We start from the raw sequence: 18,860 nt of genomic DNA, 5'->3' as shown, positions 1-18,860 counted from the left end.
GAGGCCGTGGTTGAAATGCACGTTGCCGGGATTGCTCTCGATGCCGGCAGTCGAAGTCCGATCGTGCTCCTGCGCGACCCTTCCGGGCGCCGTCAGGTGCCGATCTGGATCGATCAGCCCCAGGCCCACAACATCATGGCCGGCATTCAGGGAGAAGAACCACCTCGACCCCTCACCCACGATCTGATGGTGGCCCTGCTGGAGGCGGGAGGATTGCAGCTGGAGCGTGTCATCATCCACGCCATTGAAGACAGCACCTTTCGAGCACTGCTCAAGCTCCAGCGCTGTGGCCATAGCGGCGTGGAGGCCGATCAACTGAATGATGACGACCAGAGCGATCAGGAGGGGCAGGAGCAACCTCCAGAGCCGCGGATAGCAGCGTCTGAGGCCGTCACCGACACAAGTGAAGAGATCGAGATCGATGCACGCCCCAGTGATGCCATTGCCCTAGCGGTTCGGACTGGCACAGGCATCTGGATGCTCGAGGAAGTCGTGGCCGAAGCCTCAATCCCCGTCGATGCCGAGGCCGACTCCGAAGAACAGGACGAATTCCGACGCTTTCTTGAACAGGTCAGTCCTGCCGCCCTCGTCCGTCACCTCCAGTCCCGACAGCCTGATGATCCCAACGAAGCGGGCGGCGAGAACGCGCCATGAGCGCAACATGACCACGGCATGACCCCAGCTCCAGTCGTCCGCACCCCAGCCCGTCGCCGCTTCGGCGATGGACCGGCTGTGAGTCTCTTCACCCTCGGCACGATGCGGGCACTCACCTCGCCTGCTCAGATGCAGGAGGTGATGGAAGCGGCGGTCACAGCAGGGATCAACCATCTCGAAACAGCTCCGGCCTACGGGCCTGCAGAAGCGTTTCTGGGACAGGCGCTGCGGGAGCTCAGCGATCGGGGAATCGCACCCACCGGCGGCTGGGTAATCACCAGCAAGGTGCTTCCCGGAGTGACGTTGCAGGAGGGACAGGCCCAGCTCCAGAACTGCCTCCAGCGTCTTGGAGTGCCAAGACTCGACAACTGGGCCATCCACGGACTGAACCTGAATGACCATCTCCACTGGGCCCTGAAAGGAGATGGACTGGAGCTGATGCGCTGGGCCCGCGAAGAAGGCCTGGTCGGTCAGGTGGGCTTCAGCAGTCATGGCACGACCGCAGTGATCGCTGACGCCATCGCCAGTGGCAGGTTCAAGTTCTGCAGCCTCCACCTCCACCTGCTGGATCCTGTTCGTCTGCCCCTCGCCACCTCAGCCCTACAGGCAGACATGGGGGTAATGGCGATCTCCCCAGCCGACAAGGGAGGGCACCTGCAGGACCCCAGCCCGACCCTGGAGGCCGATTGCAGTCCCCATCACCCTCTCGAACTGGCCTACCGCTATCTGCTCAGCCACGGCATCAGCACCCTCACCCTCGGTGCCAGCCGCGCCGAGGACCTGCATCTGGCTCACCAACTCGCCGAAGCGGAGCACCCCTTAAGCGACAGCGAACAACAGGCGCTCGATCAACTCCAGGCACGCCGCCGCGAGCGTCTGGGACGACATCAATGCGGACAGTGCAGAGCCTGCCTGCCCTGCCCAAACCAAGTGCCGATTCCGGAATTGCTGCGCCTGCGCAACATGCGTCTTGGCCACGATCTGCGCGGTTACTGCGAAGAGCGCTACAACCTCATCGGCCGCGCCGGCCACTGGTGGGAATCTCACAACGCCAGTGCCTGTGAACGCTGCGGAGACTGCTTGCCCAGATGTCCACACGACCTGCCAATTCCCGATCTCCTAGCAGAGACCCATGCGCTGCTGGCTGCAGCACCACGGCGGCGCCTATGGGGTTGAATCAGCCCAGCGCTCCTCCAGCTGTTGCGCCTCAGAAGGCGACAGAGGGCCGAAACTCCAGCAACGGTCCCAGATTGGCTGAGGAGGAAGCACCACAGGACGCAGACGCGACGGCACAGACGCACGCAGCCCCCTCAAAGCCTGCTGGGGCAAAGGTGGCACCCAGCCCTCAGCCAGCAGCCGAGCCAGAAGCGGCTCGGTCCAGGCCTCCTCAACCCAGGCCTGGGGCAGTGGTTCCTTGGTTCCGCCAGGCCGCATCAACAGTGTCCAATTCAGAGGCGCTCCCTGCTCAGGCAACACCGCCTTCACCCTCGGATCACTCCTGAGCATCTTCATGCATCGCACTAGAGGCAGAACCACCACCCGAGCCTTGCCCTGCAGCAGCCAGTTAAGAGCATGGCGATCGTCGAACACTCGAGCCGCTCCCCGCAGACGACGCACCGCATCAGGCGCATCCATGTGATCGGCAAGACTGAGCACAAGCCTGGGGCTAGCGGGGAGAACCACCTGCCCAGCCAGGCCAGGCTCGAGCAACGTTCTCCACCCCTCCTTGGCAACAGTCGGCCCGTCGTCATCGCCCCGGAACACCATCACCCAGGGACTGACCGAGACCGGCAACAGAGCGGCAGCCAAATCGGGAGGGAAGCTCTCCAGCAAGCTGACGGCCTGCTCGCTGAGGCGCTCACGCAGCGAGGGCGCTCCTAGGGACTGCAAGGCCTCAGGTGGGAGCTGGGAAACCCAGCCATCTGGAAGGGCTAGGAGGTCCGCCGGCAGCGGGAGCTGGCCCTCCAGCTGCCGGATCGAGTCCAAAGGTTTGAACTGCCAAGGCTTCGCGATCCGACGGCGCCAGAGCATCGGCAGAGTCTCAGGGGCCGCCATCAACGTGGGGGCAGTGGCCCTGGCACATCCCGAAAGGCCACTCATACCAAGCAGCAAACCCATCTGCAGCACCTGTCGCCGCCGGATCCCCGCCGAGGGCAGAGCAGGTAAACGAAGGGCTTGAACGTTGGAGTCGGCGGTCATGGCTTCGACCCTAAAGACCCGCCACCAGTGCACCCAGCGGGCTGTTGCAACAGAGCATCCATCGCCCGATCGCAATCCGCCAGCAACTGATCCGTACCAATACCGCGCAGCTGGGCGAGCAGAGCCAGCCCCCCTGCACCGACTCCCTCCTTCACGTGACCGAGTTCGTAATCGCGCAGCTGCTGATGACGACTCAACTGCAAACGCAGACCACTGGCGATCGCCAAAACGGGTAGCTCCAAAAAACGGGAAACGCGCTGCAACAGCTCCGGGAAGGCGGGAGGGGTAGGCCTCTGATCCACCATCAATGTTTCAGCAAGCTGCTCATCCGCAAGCCAGGCGGTGGTGCCCAGAAGTAACTGGCTTGCCAGCACTGGGCGCTCGTGAGGGGCACAGCTGGTCAGAGCAAGAGCCAGCACAGCCAGCATCTGGCTGCCTCCCGCCAGCATTAACGGCTGGCCAGACTCCATGGCCCCCTCGATCAGCCCAGCGGCCAGAGCCTGAAACGGGTCTCCCACAGCAGCAACCAACGGCTTCGGCTGGACAGGCGAATGCAGAGCAGCTGCTTGCAATCCGGCAGCGACCAGACTTTGTTTCAGGGCAAGAGGTGGCTGCCGAGCACTGCCGCTCACCAGGTCATCCACGGGCACCCCAAGGCCACACAGCACAGCCTGTGCTGTGGTCGTGCCACCCGGGACGCATTCCGCCAGCACGAGCGGTCCCCGCAGAACAGACCCCAGTCTCCGCCCGCGCTCCCAAAGCTGCTCGACCCTGTCAAGCGACATCGCCTGACCACTGCTCAGGCAATCTGCAGCCCCAAGGGAGGGTGCTTCAAAGCGCAGATGCGGGAACGGGGGCGGTTGGTGCAGACCGATGGCAGCCACCTCAGGAGCCAGGGCGAGTCGTTGCGTTGCAGCCCAGCTAATCAGTGCCGGTGAGACCCCTGCCGGCAGTGGGGGGAGGGGCCAGTGCGGCTGATGAGCAGGCCCATGCAGCAGCAGCTCGGCATCGGCGATAGCGGTGTAGCGACGGGATGCCGTTGTGGCCCCTGCCGCCGAGATCCCAAGGACCTCGGCGGTGCGGGTGGCCGCCAGCACCACCAGCAACGACGGTTGCAAAGCCGGATCACACCAAGGGCGCACGCGCGCGTTGAGATCGGCATGCGACCAACCTGCACCGATCAACTCACATCCAGGCGGAAGAACTGAGGCCATGGTGGGAGGCATCGCAGAAGAAGGAGATCTGCTTCAGAGAGGATCAAGGGCCACCAGGCCCTCTAGCGCCTTGGGAGGCGGTGGAACAGGAGCCTTCAAACGCGGAAAGATCCAATAGGACAGAGCGTGCAGGGCAAGCACATAGATCAACTGCTGGAGCATCACCAATCCCAGCGCCATCAACTGCACCTGCTCGAGATCGGGGGAAAGGGTGACGCGCAAAGGTAGATGCAGCAGCACCAGAACATTGTTGAGGGTGCTGATCAGGCCATTGAGCATGTTGTCACCAGCCCGGGTGATCACCACCCAGAGGTTCTCTCCCACCAGCAGCGATAACACCACGACCCGCACCAAAAAGCCGGCTGCACCGAGCAGGGTTCCCAGGCCCCAACTCAGCCACCAGCTCAGGCCCCGAAGCCAGCACCAACCCAGCCAAAGCGAGAGCAATCCGTAGGGGAAGAGGATCAAAGGCCCGCGCACTGGACCCATCAGAGCCACTAGCAGCAGCACCACCAAGACCACGCCCTCCAGGCCAGCCTTCCAGCCTCGTCGCAGCAGCAGAAGCGCCAGCGGCAGGGGCAGCGCCAGCCGGAACAGCGCCCCACCAACAGGCAAGTAATAGAGCGCCAGCCAAATCAGGCCTGCGGTAGCGGCCAGATAGGAGGTCTCCATCACCCGCAAGGCCTGGCGACGGCTCATGCCATGGCCGACAGGCCGGCTCAAGGTTTCGCTCCTCGACTGTCCGGGGTCACCTGAAGGCTGGCAGGGGGCTGAATGCGCTCGATCCTCTCCACTTCAAACTCAATGCCGGCCTCCCGCAGGGACCTGGTCACCACTTCAGCCGGAGCTGAAGGATCCGCCGCCGACAGCCGAATCGTGATCCTGTAAGGCTGAGGAGTCGCTGGCTTGGGGGGCGCCGGGCTCACCACCGCTCGGGACGGCACCACAGTGGCTGGCTTGTCATTCTTGCTATCCGCAGAAGCCCCGTCCGCTGGCGTTGGCTTCAACGGCTGGGGACGGGGCTTCTGCGGTGATGGCTCGCCGCTAGATGCAGAGGTTGAAGGCAGCGACGCGGTGCCGGCAGCTGGTGTGGACGGTGCATCGAAACTGTCTGCGAGCTTTTGGCCAACAGGGGTGCTCCCGCAGGCCTGCAAGAGCATGATCGCCACCAACAAGAGGCCAGAACGGGCCTGGCCCATCAGGCATCTCCAGGCTTGATCACGCGCACGGCACTGGCCCGGAGCCGACCCGTTTTGGTGGTCGCCGGTGGCTTCTTAGCCGCCGGTTTCTTTGCAGCCGCCTTTTTGGCTGTGGTCGTTTTGCGTCGGGAGGTCTTTTTGGCCGCGGCCTTGGCCTCCAGCAGTTCAACGGCATCCTCCAAGGTGATGTCGTCAGCCCCCTTACCCTCCGGCAAGGAGGCATTCACTTTGCCCTGTTTCACATAAAGGCCGTAGGGACCGTCGTACACCTGGATGGTTTCATCACTGCCCTTGGGCTTGCCGAGGTCTTTGAGAGCGGTGCGACCTCCACGACCACGCTTCGGCATGGCCAGCAGCTCGAGAGCCCGACTCAGCCCCACGCTCAGCACATCGTCGTCGCCCTTGAGCGAGCGGTAATCCTTCTCGCCCTTGCCCTTGTCCCACACCACATAGGGTCCGAAACGACCCAGGCCGGCTTGCACCTTGCCACCATCGGCATGCTCGCCAAGCAGGCGGGGTAGGCGCAGCAACCCAAGGGCATCGTCCAAGGAGAGGTCCTCGGGCTTCACACCCTTGGGAAGCGAAGCCCTCTTGGGTTTGGGATTCTCATCGCTCACCTGACCGCGCTGCACGTACGGGCCGTACTGACCAAACAGCAGGTAAACCAAATCTCCGGTTTCAGGATCCTCACCCAGCGCTTCAGGTCCATCAGCCTTCTGCTTGAGGATGAGCTCAGCCTTCTCGGCATCGAGATCAGCAGGGGTGATTTCCCGCGGCAGCGTTGCTTTGAGCAACTCCTCCTCGCCATCCTCCCCAACACGCTTGGCCTCGAGGTAGGCACCAAAACGTCCGATGCGCACCACACAGGGGAGACCCTCGAGATCCACCGTGCGTGAGGTGCCGGCATCGATGTCTCCTTCCCGTTGCTGGACGAGGTGCTCAAGGCCCTTTTCGCCCTTGTAGAACCCATCGAGATAAGGCAACCACTGCACCTTGCCGTGGGAGATCTCATCGAGAGTGTTTTCCATCCGGGCCGTGAAGCCAGGGTCCACCAAATCGGGGAAATGCTCCTCAAGAAGAGCCGTCACAGCAAAAGCCGTGAAGCTGGGGGTGAGGGCATTGCTCTGCAGGCTGGCGTAACCGCGGTCAACGATCGTGCCGATGATGCTGGCGTAGGTGGAAGGACGCCCGATCCCTTCCTTCTCCAGCATCTTGACGAGGGATGCCTCGCTGAAACGAGCCGGCGGCTGGGTCTGGTGACCGAGTGCCTCCACCTCCTGAGGACTTGGGGCATCACCACTTTTCAGAGCAGGCAGCAGCACTTCCTGCCCCTCAAGAGCCGCATCCGGGTCATCGCTGCCCTCGACATAAGCGCGGAAGAAGCCTGGGAAATCAATCCGTTTGCCGTTCGCCCGGAAGCGGGCTTCGCCAACCGCAAGCTCAACAGCCATCATCGTGAGCCGCGCTTCAGCCATCTGACTGGCAACGGTGCGCTTCCAGATCAGTTCGTAGAGCGAAAGATCCCGCCCCTCAAGCCCCGTTTCGGATGGGGAGCGAAAGCTTTCGCCGGCCGGGCGGATCGCTTCGTGAGCCTCCTGGGCATTTCGAGCCTTAGTACTGAACTGTCGTGCTGCCTTGCTGAGGTACTCAGTGCCGTATCGGGATTCAACACAGCTGCGAGCAGCCGTAATCGCCTGTTCGGATAGGTGCACTGAGTCGGTGCGCATATAGGTGATGAACCCGCGTTCATAGAGCCCCTGCGCGCAGCGCATGGTCTCCCTTGCGGAAAGCCGCAGTTTTCGGTTCGCCTCCTGCTGCAGGGTGCTGGTGGTGAAGGGCGGAACAGGGCGCCGCACCGTCGGCTTCTCCTCCACCGCCTCGACACACCAATCAGCACTGCGCACTTGGTCGGCCAGGAGACGGGCATCGTCTTCACTGAGCAAACGAACGGCACTGCCCTTTTTCAGGGCGCCTGTGCTCTCATCGAAATCGTTACCGGTGGCAATCTTCTGGCCACCAAGATGGCTGAGCTTGGCATCGAAACTGCTGCCGGAATGGCTGAGCCTTGCTTTGAGGTCCCAATAACTGCCACTGCGGAACGCTCTCCTAGCCCGTTCACGCTGCACGAGAAGCCGAACAGCCACCGACTGCACCCTGCCAGCGGAGAGCCCCCAAGCCACTTTCTTCCAAAGAAGGGGAGAAAGGGTGTAGCCGACCAGACGATCGAGTATCCGGCGAGTCTCCTGAGCATGCACAAGCTCCATATCGAGCTCTCGTGTGTCATCGAGAGCTCGGGAGATGGCCTCCTTGGTGATCTCGTGGAAGACCATGCGCTTCACAGGCACCTTGGGGGAAAGAAGCTCGAGCAGGTGCCAGCTGATGCTTTCTCCTTCCCGGTCTTCATCCGTCGCCAGGAGGAGCTGATCAGCACCCTTCAGAGCGTCCTTCAACTCGCGCACCACCTTCTTCTTGTCCTTCGGAACCACATACAGAGGTTCGAAGTCTGATTCAGTGTTCACACCGAGGTTGGCCCATTTCTGCCCTTTCTGGGCCGCTGGGATCTCGCTGGCGTTGTTGGGGAGGTCGCGCACATGCCCCATCGAGGCCTCAACCCGGAAGCCCTTGGGAAGGAAACCACGGATGGTTCGAGCCTTGGTGGGGCTCTCGACGATGACCAGGGTGTTCGCCACAGGCGGGAGGTAACCGTCCCCTTCTTTATCGCACCGTCGATCCCAGTGCAGCGAATGGACAGGTTTTCATGGCCTCAAGCAGGTCGATCCGGCAGCGCGGCTACAGTCATCCGAACAGGTCTGATCCCGCGAGCGCCATGCCCGAGTTGGGTGCACTGCTTCTCTCCACCCAGGCCATGCCCGCGCCGGGCGAATTGCTGAATCTGGCGCTGAATGCCGGAGCCATTGCCCCGGAGGGGGCAGTGCTGCTGGCCATGCTGGCCACCCTTTTGGTGGATCTAGCGGGTGAACGTGTCGCCATCCGTTGGGTCCCTCCCATTTGCTATCTGGGCCTCGGGGCTGCCCTAGTGCTGCTGGCCCTGCAGTGGAATGCACCCCTGGAGCCCTCGTTCCTCGGCGCCTTTCTCTCCGACCGACTGGCCATCGCCTTCAGGGCGGTTGTGGCGATGTCGACCTTGCTGTCGTTGCTGATCAGCTGGAGATACGCAGAAAAAAGCGGCACACCCGTCGGTGAATACGCCGCCATCCTCCTCGCAGCAACCTTGGGAGGCATGCTGCTGTGCGGCGCCACCGATCTAGTGAGCGTGTTTGTCTCGCTGGAAACCCTTTCAGTCGCCAGTTATTTGCTCTCGGGCTACATGAAGCGGGACGCCCGCAGCTCGGAAGCAGCGTTGAAATATTTGCTGGTCGGTTCAGCCGCTGCAGCCGTCTTTCTTTACGGCGCGTCCCTGCTGTATGGCCTGAGTGGCTCCACCAGCCTTGAAACCATCGGTCTTGCCCTGATCGATAGTCCATCGCCTTTGGCAGCCCTTGCACTGGTGTTCGTGCTGGCAACAGTGGCTTTCAAAATTGCTGCTGTGCCCTTCCACCAGTGGACGCCTGATGTGTACGAAGGCTCACCAACTCCGGTCGTGGCGTTCCTATCGGTGGGGTCTAAGGCAGCAGGTTTTGCCCTTGCTCTGCGAATCCTTGTGGGCTGTTTCGGCTCCTTCGATACCCAGTGGAAGCTGCTGTTCACAGTCTTGGCCCTGCTGAGCATGACCCTTGGCAATGTGGTGGCTCTGGCCCAGACATCGATGAAGCGCATGCTGGCCTACAGCTCGATCGGCCAAGCGGGCTTCGTGATGATCGGCCTGGTGTGTGGCACCGAAGAAGGCTTCGCCGCCATGGTCCTTTACATGGCTGCCTACCTGTTTATGAATCTGGGCGCCTTTGCCTGCATCATCCTGTTCTCAATCCGCACCGGTAGTGATCGAATCTCCGACTACGCCGGTCTTTACCAAAAGGATCCCCTGATCACCCTTGGACTCAGCCTCTGCCTGCTCTCACTCGGAGGCATCCCACCGATGCTTGGCTTCTTCGGCAAGATTTATCTCTTCTTCGCCGGTTGGGCCGATCACCAGTATCTCCTGGTGGTGGTTGGCCTGATCACCTCCGTGATCTCGATTTACTACTACATCGGGGTGATCAAGATGATGGTGGTCAAAGAGCCCCAAGAGGCCTCAGAGGTGGTCAAGGCTTATCCCGAGGTGACCTGGAACACCATCGGCCTACCCCCACTCCGCTTTGCCCTCGTGACCTGCGTGATTGTGACAGCGGTTGGAGGCATTCTTTCCGACCCGATCTTCCGCTGGGCCAATAGTGCCGTTGACGGCACACCGCTTCTGCAGCAGGCAATCGCCATCGCTAGTCAGAAAGCCCTTGGCTGACGCCTCCACCTCTAGCTCCGGCCATGCAGTCGCCCGACTGACGGGCGTGAAGAAGATCTACGGCCAGGGTGCGACTGAAGTGAGGGCCCTTGATGGCCTTGATCTCACCGTTCAACAAGGCGATTACCTGGCTGTGATGGGCGCTAGCGGCTCTGGCAAGAGCACCGCGATGAACATTCTTGGCTGTCTCGATCGCCCCAGCAGAGGTGAATATTTGCTCAACGGCGTGGCCGTGGAACAGCTCGACGATGATCATCTGGCCGATCTGCGCAATCAGCAACTGGGGTTCGTGTTTCAGCAGTTCCATTTGCTGCCGCACGCCACCGCCATGGAGAACGTCATGCTGCCAATGGTGTATGCCGGTGTGCCAGCAGCAGAACGGCGCCGTCGAGCCGCCGACGCCCTGGAGCGTGTGGGGCTAGCGGAACGACTGGAGAACCGTCCCAACCAGCTTTCTGGAGGCCAGCAGCAGAGGGTTGCCATCGCCAGGTCGATCATTAATCAACCGGCCTTGCTCCTTGCGGATGAACCCACTGGAGCTCTCGACTCCCGCACCACCGAGGACGTGCTTGATCTCTTCGATGACCTGCACAGCCAGGGCATCACCCTTGTGCTTGTCACGCATGAAGATGAGGTTGCTGCCCGCGCCGAAACCGTGGCCCTCTTCCGTGATGGCCGTGTGGACCACATCTCTAGGAATAAGCCATGACTGAGAATTGGGTCAGGGCTTCTCAGCCTGATTAACCTAGGAAGAGGCGCCCGCAGCCTGCATGCCAGACCCGTCAACACCACGCCTGCGCGTCCTCGTGGTGGACGACGAAGCCAAGCTCACCGAACTGCTTCAGCTGGAACTGGATGTTGAGGGCTATGACGTCGACATCGCCTGTGATGGTTCGTCCGGCCTGGTGAAGGCACGGTCCGAACCGTCCCCTGATTTGATCGTTCTCGACTGGAACCTGCCCGACTTCTCCGGTGTAGATATCTGTCAGCGCATCCGAAGAAGTGGCGTGACCATCCCGATCCTGATGCTGACGGGCCACGACGACATCGCCGACCGCGTGATGGCTCTGGATGCCGGGGTGGATGACTACCTGATCAAACCCTTCTCGATCGAGGAACTGATGGCTCGCCTGCGGGCGATGCAACGGCGAGCCCAGACGTTCTCTGGAGGCAGCCAGGGGAGAGAAACGGTGGTCCTCACGATGAGTGATCTACGGATCGACACCAGCACGCGCGATGTGACCCGTGGCGACCGGCCGATTCAATTGTCCGTCAAGGAATACGATCTGCTGCTGTTCCTGATGCGGGCCGACGGCAAGGTTCTGGAACGTGCAGAGATCATGCGCGGCGTCTGGGGCGACAACTTCTATGGCGACGACAATTTGCTCGACGTCTACATCCGCTATCTACGCCAAAAGATCGAAGCACCTGAATTACCCGTCCTGATCCACACCGTGCGAGGTGTGGGATTCATCCTTCGTGACGCCTCGAGCCAGGAGACCTGAGGCTGTCCAGCAGCTGGCCGACAAGCATCGCTACGGCATCCCCACCCTCACCGGTGAGGGGATTGAGGTCCATATCGCCAGGATCGGTGGCCACCCATCCAGAGCCATGGGGCTTGCGCAACTCGAAATGCAAATGCGGCCCGGTGCTGATGCCCGTGCTTCCCACCCGGCCGATCACCTCACCCTGTCGCACTCGGTCCCCGCTCTTGACATAGAGCTCAGACAGATGGCCGTAGAGGGTACGCCGTTTCGGATTGGCATGCTCCAGCTCCACAGCGATGCCATAGCCACCAGCCAGGCCGCTACTGGCGACCCTGCCAGACAGGGCTGCTACCACAGGCGTGCCCTCAGGGGCTGCGAGATCCCGGCCGGCATGCATCAGCCACTCACCGAATACTGGATGCAGGCGGAAGCCGAACTCGCTGGTGGTGATCGCGGACCCGATGATCGGGAAGAGCAAGCTCCGATCACCGTTCCCCACAAGCGGCAAGGGTCTTGGGGTGACAGCAAACACCGATTCGAGTCGAAAACCGCTGCCCCCGAGCAGGGCAGACACCGGCACCGTGATCGGAGGCAGGAGACGGCCATCCCTGCCCCGCCGCAACGTGGTGGGCAAGCCAGCTCCACCCCGCTCGCGCCAAGCAATCCGCTCTGCCAGGCGGCGGCCGGCCCCGCCCCGGATTGCGACACCTGAAGCACACTCCTGACGGGACAGGGCCCCACTGCGACAGGCTTGCTGAAGACGAGGAACATCAATCGGCAGCCCGGGTGCATCACCCTCAAGCGCACGCCTTTCAGCAGGTGTAATCACCTGATTGCGCTCGAGATTTTCGAGCGAATGATCGAAGCGCAGAGGGGACTGCGGCGCAGGCAGATTGGCAGGAGGCCGCACTGGACCAGGAGGCTGAAGGGGCACCCCAGACGGAACAGTCAGCAGCCAGGCAGCAGCGAGCCAACGCACAGCCGGACTCCGATTGTGTAATGCGAATGACTTTAGAGACCAGCAAAAGAGGCGTCTTCCCAACGCGTCCAGGTGTTCGTCCGGGTCCCCTGACGCAACCGCAGAGCACCATCTTCCGCGACCCCCTCAACGCTCCACTGTTCACCGCTGCGGGGGTCCTGCACCTGACGTGTCCACAACCGCATCTCGGTCGCATGGCAGACCCGCTCAGGGTCTGCCACTAGGGAGATGGCATGGTCAAGAGCCGCCAGCACCTCCGCCGTCCAGTGGAGCTGCTGACCTCTTTGAATAGCAAGAACCTCCGTCAATGCGATGCCTCCTGGGGGCACCGCATTGACGAGATTGAGGCCCACACCGACTCGAGCCAAACGGACCTTGTTGCCGCGGACGACCATGCGTGGCAAGACACCTGCGAGTTTGCGGCCCTGCACCAAGAGATCATTCGGCCATTTGATCAGCACAGCCACACCGGAGGCCTCCAAGCGCTCCGCCAGCGCCACCGCCACCGCAAGCCCCAAGATCCCTGGCGCTGAGGAAGGCGCTGACCAGGGCAATGCGGCGCTGAGCCAGACACCTCCCGGAGGCGACTGCCAGCGACGACCCCACTGACCCTGGCCCAAGGTTTGACGACGGGCAATGACGGCACGGGGGAGCAGTCCATCCCAAGGATGCAAGCGCAACCAGTCGCTTAAAACCTGCTCTGTGCTCGCACACACCGGCAAACAACGCAACTGCCAAGGCGGAGCCCCGCTTTGTCTGCGCAGCCGAGCCAGGGCAGCGCCCCCAGTTGGCCTCAGCACTGCTGGCGCCACCAAGGTTCCAAGCGAGCAACCGCGGCTTCCAACTCTTCCACCGGCCTAACCAACGCAAGCCTCAGCCAATTCAAACCGGCATCGCCAAACCCCGATCCAGGCGTGAGTGCCAGGCCGGTGTGCTCCAGCAAGGCCGCGGCCAACTGCTCGTCATCCCAATCGGAGGCAGAGGCCCAACCGGGTAGCGGCAGCCATAAGTAGAGAGCCATCGACGGGCAAGGGGCCTGCCAGCCAAGGCGACTGAGGGCAGCCAGCGTTCGATCCCGGCGTTCGCGGTACACAGGCAGAATCTGCCGAGGCCAGTCAGGGGCTTGCGATAGGGCTGCGATCGCGCCGTGCTGCAAGGCGAGCGACTGATTGAAATCGACCACACCCTTGAGCTGGCGCAATGCCGTGATCAGCGGCTCAGCACCAACGGCGAAGGCCAGCCGGAAACCTCCCATGCACCAACCCTTCGAAAGGGAGAAAAACTCAATACCCCGCTCACGCCATCCATGCGTGCGCAGCAGAGCCGGAGCCTCACCGTCCAGAGCCAGATCCACGTAGGGATTGTCATGGGCGAAGACCAAATCATGACGTTTGGCGCGGTCCATCCCCTCGTCTAACCAGGCCTGCTCACCCACTTGAGCGGTGGGATTGTGGGGAAAGCCCATCACCATCAGCCGCAGCTGGTCCCAGCTGCTGGCGTTAAGACTGTCGAAACAGGGGCGCCACTGCTGTTCAACGCGCAGAGGGAGAGAGCGGATCAGCGCATCGGCGAGCAACAGGCCACCGCGATGGGAGGGGTAACAGGGATCAAGGATCAGTCCGGCATCACCAGGATTGAGAACAGCCAAAGGGAGGTGGGCTGTTCCCTCCTGGGAGCCAACCAAGAGAAGCACTTCCCGGTCGGGATCCACCGTCACATCAAAACGGTGGGCACACCAATCGACCACCGCTTCCCTCAGGGGACGCGTGCCCGCATGCAGGCAATACGTGGCACTGCCAGGGCGTTCAAGGGCCGAAGCCATGGAGTTGATGGCCACCGCTGGCGGATCCAAATCAGTGGACCCCAGTGAGAGATCCACGAGAGGTTGATGACCTTCGGCTCCACTGGTTCGATAACGCTGCTTGCGCTGATCGTTGCGATCGAAAACGCCGCTTCCAAGGCGTTTCAGTCGTTTAGAGGTGAGCATCCAGGAAGGCCTGCAGTTGGGGCTTTGCAATCGCCCCCTCCTGACGGGCGACTTCCTTGCCATCACGGAAAAGGATCAGGCTGGGAATGCCCTGCACCTGATAAGCGTCTCGGGTGACGGGATTGCTATCCACCTCCATTTTGCCGACTAGCAACCTGTCGGCATAGGTCTCAGCAGCCCAGTCCATCAGTGGAGCCATCAGGCGGCATGGGCCGCACCAGGGAGCCCAAAAATCCACCAACACGGTGGATGTTGCCTGCAACACCTCTGAAGCGAACGTTGCATCGGTGTAGTCAGACACGGCTTGGCCCACTGCAGCTTGTAGAACGCCCCCCGATCCTATGAATCAAGGGGGGGTGGTGGACAGGGATCAAAGCTGAGGTTCAGAGTTTATCGATCGATTTCTTCAGTTCCTCAAGGTCGGCATCCACCTCAGACACTTGCACTGGCTTGACCGCTGGCGCCTCTCCGGCGGGCAAAGCCACGGCCTCAGGACCGCCGGCAAGCTGCTGGCGAAGGCTCGCCAATTCGTCGTCCACATCGCTACCGCCTTCCAGGGCCATGAACTGACTTTCGAGGTCAGCACCAGCCAGTTCTGCCGCCGCCTGGCTGCTGGCCTCCATCGCCTCCACCTTGTCTTCCATGCGCTCGAAAGCCGCCATGGCGGAGTTGGTGCCCAGAGTGCCGACGGCGTTCTGTAGCTGCTGCTGGGCCTGCGCCGCCTGGGCACGGGCCTTGAGCATGTCTTTCTTGGTTCGTGCCTCGGCGATCTTTCCCTCCAGTGCGACCAGACTCTTCTTGAGGGTCTCCACCTGAGCGTCCTGGCCCTGCACCTGAGACGACAGAGAGGTCGCTGTCTCCTGGAACGTCTTGCGACGGGTGAGTGCTTCCCGTGCCAGGTCGTCCTCACCTTTCTTCAAAGCCAATTCAGCACGCTCGTACCAGGTGCGGGCCTGGGCCTCGGACTGTTCAGCCTGATTGCGGAGTCGCTTCTGGCTGGCGATAGCCATTGCCACGGCCTGGCGCAACTTGACCAGATCCGCCTGCATGTCAACGACGGACTGGTCGAGGATCTTGACCGGGTCCTCCATGCTGCTCACCGCAGCATTGGCATTGGAACGGACCAGGCGGCTCAGCCGATCGAAGAAACCCATGGGTGGAGGTCAGCACAGAAGGGCAGCAGCTGGAGGCTAGCGAGACAACCACGTCATCCCACCTACGATCCACAAACCACAGCACGGACCAGGACGGTAACGGCGATGGCACGGGCCCCAAAATCCCAGCGTCGCCCTTTCGGCAAAGGGGAACTGCTGCAACCACCGCCTCCCGCCCCGGCCCAGTCCCTCAGCGCCTGCCTGGAAAGATTGCGAAGCCAGTGGCGACGTGACGGCTCACTGGCGGCCATCTGGCAAGACTGGCCCAAATTGGCTGGCGCACAACTGGCGCCCCATTGCCGGCCGCTCCATCTTCAGGGCGACGTGCTCACCGTGGGAGCCAGCCACCCGCAATGGCGCCAAGCCCTGCTCTATAGCCGACCCCAGCTGCTGGCCTCCCTGCGGGCTGCAGGCCATGCCATTAAAGATCTCCGCATTCAACAGCACCACAGCCAGCCAAAACCAGACCTGGAAAGCGAAGCAGCAGTCTGGGCACGTCATCCCAGCCGCATTGATGTCCACGGCATGGAGACCTGTCCACGCTGCGGGCGCCCCTCACCGGCAGGTGAGATGGCCCTCTGGGGCCATTGCGGCTTCTGCAGACGAAGCGAACTGGCGGCCATCAACCCGACGGACTCTCAGTAGCGCTCAGGTCTGGGCTTCCGCCAGTCAGGGGTCACACCTTGCTGACGCAGCTGCCTGGCTCGGGCCTCCAGACGGCGGCGATCCACTCGCCAGAGCCGATAGATGCCATGGCTCGCCAGCTTCTGAGGTTGCAGTGCCTGCCAATGGTCCGACTCACTCGTCCGACCATCAATCACCACAAGGGCTGTGGGCTGCTCTTCCACACTGGAGCCGCGAAAACCGCGACGGGACATCTCGGTGCGGAATCGATCGACCACATTGACCAATGCCGCCTCAGAAATCCCCTCATAAATCACCACCTGATCGGTATAAAAGTGCAGCGATGGCTTCATGGCTCCAACCATCGCCAGTGGTTCCACACCGACGGATTGACGTTCGCGCACAATCGCTTCGGCCACTTGGCGAACGGGGACCTGTCGCACCCTGTCTCCCAACAGCATCATTGGGACCAAAGCCACAAGCTGAAACACCACCAGGGGCCCCTGCATGGCCAACAGCCTTCCAGGCTGGGGGCGCCACCACAGCCAGGCACCAAGCACCACAGCGACACTGACGCACACTGCAGCCCGTAGCACGAAGCCGCTGGCAAGCAGCTCGGCGGGGAGGGTAGGCATCTCCGGATCATCGATAAGGGGCACCCAGAGACCTGCACCCCAAAGCCCCGCCGCCAACACCAAGGCCAGGAGCACCGATCCCAGCCAGCACCAGCTTTGGGCGCGACGCGATCGACTGGGATCCGGGAGCAGGGCCAGGGCGATCAACAAGCCTGCAGCAGGAGTGGCCGGCAGCCAATAACTCGGCAGTTTGGTGGCCGCAGTGGTGAACAACAGGAACACCGCCAGCAACCAGCAGGCCGCGAACGTCTGGAGGCTCTGATCAGATGTCGAAGGTGGGCGTCGACGCACCAGCCCCTGCACCACCTGCGTGAGGCCCAGCAGCAAGAGGGGAGTGAACGGCAATGCGGCGATCAACAGCACCGGAACAAAAAACCACCAGGGCTGCAGATGACTGTTCACCACAGAGGTGAACCGCTGAAAATTGTGGTAGCCAAAAAAGCTGTCCCAGAACGGCTGGCCCTCGACAAGCAACTCCAGGGCATACCAAGGGAGGCTGATCAGGGCGGTAATTGCGAGACCCGGCAATGGACGGAGCTCACACCAAAGTGCTCCGAGATTGCGGCGAGCCAGCCCAAACAACACCAGGGAGATGCCGCTGAGCACAACGGCCACAGGGCCCTTCGTCAGCACGGCCAGGCCGAGCACAATCCAGGCCAACCACCACCGACGCCCCCCCGAGGCATGGCAGCGCCATTGACAGAGAAGGCTGATTGCAAGAGTGCCCGATAGCAACCCATCACTGACGGCGGTGCGGCTCCAAAGCAACACCAGAGGTGAAAGAACGAAGGCCAGGGCAGCCGCAAGGGCTGTGCGACGGGGGGTGAAATCGTTGCCCTGCGGAAAGCGCAGCAACGTGTCAGCCAGCATCAGCAACGTGCCCAGCGTGCCGAGAGCGGACGGCAAACGACCGGCCCAGGTCCCTAAGGGATCCCACTCAGACTGGCCTGGGAGGGAGTACCCCAATCCCATCAGCCAATACACGAGGGGAGGCTTGTCATAGCGAGGCAGTCCATTGACCCGGGGAGTGAGCCAATCACCGGTGCGAGCCATCGCCCGTCCAGCAGCCGCAAATAACGGTGGAGTTTCATCCACCAAGCCATTGCCTCCGAGCTGCCAGAAGCAGATCAACAGACCAACAACAAGCACCAACAGCAGCCCGCGACGTCGCTGACGCGGCGTCAGATGGGGGGAAGCGACGGTGGCCACGGCCTCAGGGGAGCTGGTCATCAGGAGATGCTGCCATCCTCGGTCTCTAGACCGGCCCTGATCCAGGCCTCCACACGCTCAGCGAACACGTCCTGACTGGCATGGCTCTCGACCCAGCGTCGGCAGGCAAGACGCTCCAGGCTGGCGGCACGCACGGTTGCCTGCCGAAGCGCATCCACGTCATCGGGCGGAACCAGTAGGCCGGTCAGACCATGCTGAACGAGTTCACCAGGTCCACCGCGGTTGTAGGCCACCACAGGCACACCGCAGGCCAAGGCCTCCACCACCACATTGCCGTAGGCCTCATTCCATTTCGGCGTATTGATCAACGCCCTGCAGCACCCAAGCTCTTTCTGCAAGGCATCGGTAGGAAGGAAGCCCCGCCAATGCATGGTGCCTGGTGGGACCCCGGCCTCAACACGCTTGGCGTAGGCCTCGTCTTCACGCATCCCCCAGACCCACAGCGGCTCACCCAACGCTGCGGCTACGGCAGCAGCATCCTCAAGACCTTTTTCGGGAGCAACCCGGCCAGCCCAACCGAGTGGGCCATCGGCACCGGATTGGAATTGATAAGCGCTGAGATCGAAACCATTGCCGACCACTCTGGGGGAGGCGGGCAACGCAAAATCTGATGCCTGGGCCTGGGTATGAAAGGCGAGACGACGCTGATCCCAGCAGGCGAGAGCAGCAATCTGCTCGTCCATCACTGTGGACACTGATCCCATGCTCACCAAGTGAAAGAGAGCCTGAGGCACCTGGGGCGTCAGCCAGAGCGGCAGCCAGTCGTAGCCGAAATTCAGCACTGCATCCGCCTCATGCCCCAGGGCTAAGGCCCTTTGCCACAGTCGCGGCAGCAGACCATCAGGGGGAATCACCACAGCTGCTTGGCGCTCAAGGTGCTGCCAGCTCGGCTGATCTACGCCAACCACGGACTCAAGACGAAGATCCGGATCGACCGCGGGGGGGACGGAACCCTGCCCTGCCACCAACGTCAAGCGGTGCCCACGCTCCAGAAGGCCACGCACCAAAGACGCCAACGTGAGCTCCACGCCACCACCTCGACCACTGCCGAGGTACCCGATCGGTGTACTCACTAAAACAAGATCCATCGGGCGGCCCG

General features: G+C 62.1%; 18 protein-coding genes. 6 read left to right on the top strand and 12 right to left on the bottom strand.

The genetic code is table 11. The annotated features are described in order from the left end of the window. The first annotated feature begins 15 nt into the window (after nt 1-15). Nucleotides 16-654 carry a bifunctional nuclease family protein gene (locus DXY10_RS08550; RefSeq protein ID WP_170955760.1) on the top strand — a complete coding sequence of 213 codons (639 nt, stop codon included), beginning with the start codon at nt 16-18 and terminating at the stop codon, nt 652-654. Nucleotides 655-672: 18 nt separating this feature from the next. Continuing rightward, nucleotides 673-1,830, top strand: coding sequence for an aldo/keto reductase (locus DXY10_RS08545; protein ID WP_115018514.1), 1,158 nt, complete (start codon nt 673-675; stop codon nt 1,828-1,830). Here DXY10_RS08545 and DXY10_RS08540 read toward each other — a convergent pair. The 5 genes from DXY10_RS08540 to topA are packed head-to-tail and all read right to left on the bottom strand — an operon-like array spanning nt 1,819 to nt 7,956. Further along, complete coding sequence (locus DXY10_RS08540) at nt 1,819-2,853, bottom strand: ABC transporter substrate-binding protein (protein WP_115018512.1); 1,035 nt, start codon at nt 2,851-2,853, stop codon at nt 1,819-1,821. The two genes, DXY10_RS08545 and DXY10_RS08540, sit on opposite strands and share 12 nt — an antisense overlap. Then, the gene (locus DXY10_RS08535; protein WP_115018794.1) at nt 2,850-4,067 is read right to left on the bottom strand and encodes a nicotinate-nucleotide--dimethylbenzimidazole phosphoribosyltransferase; all 1,218 of its coding nucleotides are present in this window, start codon (nt 4,065-4,067) and stop codon (nt 2,850-2,852) included. Before DXY10_RS08535 ends, DXY10_RS08540 begins: the two co-directional genes overlap by 4 nt. A gap of 33 nt (nt 4,068-4,100) precedes the next feature. Then, nucleotides 4,101-4,766 (bottom strand): DUF2232 domain-containing protein, encoded by a 666-nt coding sequence (locus tag DXY10_RS08530; protein WP_115018510.1) that lies wholly within the window; start codon nt 4,764-4,766, stop codon nt 4,101-4,103. 20 nt (nt 4,767-4,786) lie between these two features. Next, complete coding sequence (locus tag DXY10_RS08525) at nt 4,787-5,266, bottom strand: hypothetical protein (RefSeq protein WP_115018509.1); 480 nt, start codon at nt 5,264-5,266, stop codon at nt 4,787-4,789. Next, nucleotides 5,266-7,956 (bottom strand): type I DNA topoisomerase, encoded by a 2,691-nt coding sequence (gene topA / locus DXY10_RS08520; protein WP_115018507.1) that lies wholly within the window; start codon nt 7,954-7,956, stop codon nt 5,266-5,268. Before topA ends, DXY10_RS08525 begins: the two co-directional genes overlap by 1 nt. A 137-nt stretch (nt 7,957-8,093) precedes the next feature. On the opposite strand from topA, the gene DXY10_RS08515 reads away from it, so the two are divergent. The 3 genes from DXY10_RS08515 to DXY10_RS08505 all read left to right on the top strand — a co-directional run bounded on the left by DXY10_RS08515 (nt 8,094) and on the right by DXY10_RS08505 (nt 11,170). Then, a complete protein-coding gene (locus DXY10_RS08515) occupies nt 8,094-9,665 on the top strand; it encodes an NAD(P)H-quinone oxidoreductase subunit N (RefSeq protein WP_115018505.1) in 1,572 nt (523 codons plus the stop codon). After that, the gene (locus DXY10_RS08510) at nt 9,658-10,374 is read left to right on the top strand and encodes an ABC transporter ATP-binding protein (RefSeq protein WP_115018503.1); all 717 of its coding nucleotides are present in this window, start codon (nt 9,658-9,660) and stop codon (nt 10,372-10,374) included. The genes DXY10_RS08515 and DXY10_RS08510 overlap by 8 nt, the downstream gene beginning before the upstream one ends. A 61-nt stretch (nt 10,375-10,435) precedes the next feature. Further along, a complete protein-coding gene (locus tag DXY10_RS08505) occupies nt 10,436-11,170 on the top strand; it encodes a response regulator transcription factor (protein WP_115018501.1) in 735 nt (244 codons plus the stop codon). Here the strand turns inward: DXY10_RS08505 and DXY10_RS08500 are convergent. From DXY10_RS08500 to DXY10_RS08480, 5 genes are all read right to left on the bottom strand, one after another. After that, a complete protein-coding gene (locus DXY10_RS08500; RefSeq protein WP_115018499.1) occupies nt 11,136-12,131 on the bottom strand; it encodes a M23 family metallopeptidase in 996 nt (331 codons plus the stop codon). The two genes, DXY10_RS08505 and DXY10_RS08500, sit on opposite strands and share 35 nt — an antisense overlap. Before the next feature lie 32 nt (nt 12,132-12,163). Beyond that, complete coding sequence (locus DXY10_RS08495; RefSeq protein WP_371411141.1) at nt 12,164-12,943, bottom strand: biotin--[acetyl-CoA-carboxylase] ligase; 780 nt, start codon at nt 12,941-12,943, stop codon at nt 12,164-12,166. Next, a complete protein-coding gene (locus tag DXY10_RS08490; RefSeq protein WP_115018495.1) occupies nt 12,925-14,118 on the bottom strand; it encodes an aminotransferase class I/II-fold pyridoxal phosphate-dependent enzyme in 1,194 nt (397 codons plus the stop codon). Before DXY10_RS08490 ends, DXY10_RS08495 begins: the two co-directional genes overlap by 19 nt. Next, nucleotides 14,105-14,431, bottom strand: a complete 327-nt coding sequence (trxA, locus tag DXY10_RS08485) for a thioredoxin (RefSeq protein ID WP_115018493.1) — start codon at nt 14,429-14,431, stop codon at nt 14,105-14,107. Before trxA ends, DXY10_RS08490 begins: the two co-directional genes overlap by 14 nt. Before the next feature lie 70 nt (nt 14,432-14,501). Then, complete coding sequence (locus tag DXY10_RS08480; protein WP_115018491.1) at nt 14,502-15,272, bottom strand: PspA/IM30 family protein; 771 nt, start codon at nt 15,270-15,272, stop codon at nt 14,502-14,504. Between the two features lie 105 nt (nt 15,273-15,377). Here DXY10_RS08480 and DXY10_RS08475 point away from each other — a divergent pair, with 105 nt between their 5' ends. After that, nucleotides 15,378-15,917, top strand: coding sequence for a DUF721 domain-containing protein (locus DXY10_RS08475; RefSeq protein ID WP_115018489.1), 540 nt, complete (start codon nt 15,378-15,380; stop codon nt 15,915-15,917). Here DXY10_RS08475 and DXY10_RS08470 read toward each other — a convergent pair. Together DXY10_RS08470 and DXY10_RS08465 are read right to left on the bottom strand one after the other, a co-directional pair. Next, a complete protein-coding gene (locus tag DXY10_RS08470; protein WP_115018487.1) occupies nt 15,911-17,761 on the bottom strand; it encodes a glycosyltransferase family 39 protein in 1,851 nt (616 codons plus the stop codon). The genes DXY10_RS08475 and DXY10_RS08470 overlap by 7 nt on opposite strands. Then, nucleotides 17,761-18,849: a glycosyltransferase gene (locus DXY10_RS08465; protein ID WP_244282139.1), complete on the bottom strand. Its 1,089-nt coding sequence runs from the start codon at nt 18,847-18,849 to the stop codon at nt 17,761-17,763. Before DXY10_RS08465 ends, DXY10_RS08470 begins: the two co-directional genes overlap by 1 nt. Nucleotides 18,850-18,860 lie beyond the last annotated feature (11 nt).

Origin of the sequence: Synechococcus sp. UW140 (genome assembly GCF_900474295.1) — a bacterium.
Classification (GTDB): Bacteria; Cyanobacteriota; Cyanobacteriia; order PCC-6307; family Cyanobiaceae; genus Synechococcus_C.
This window is presented reverse-complemented; position numbering and strand designations above follow the sequence as displayed.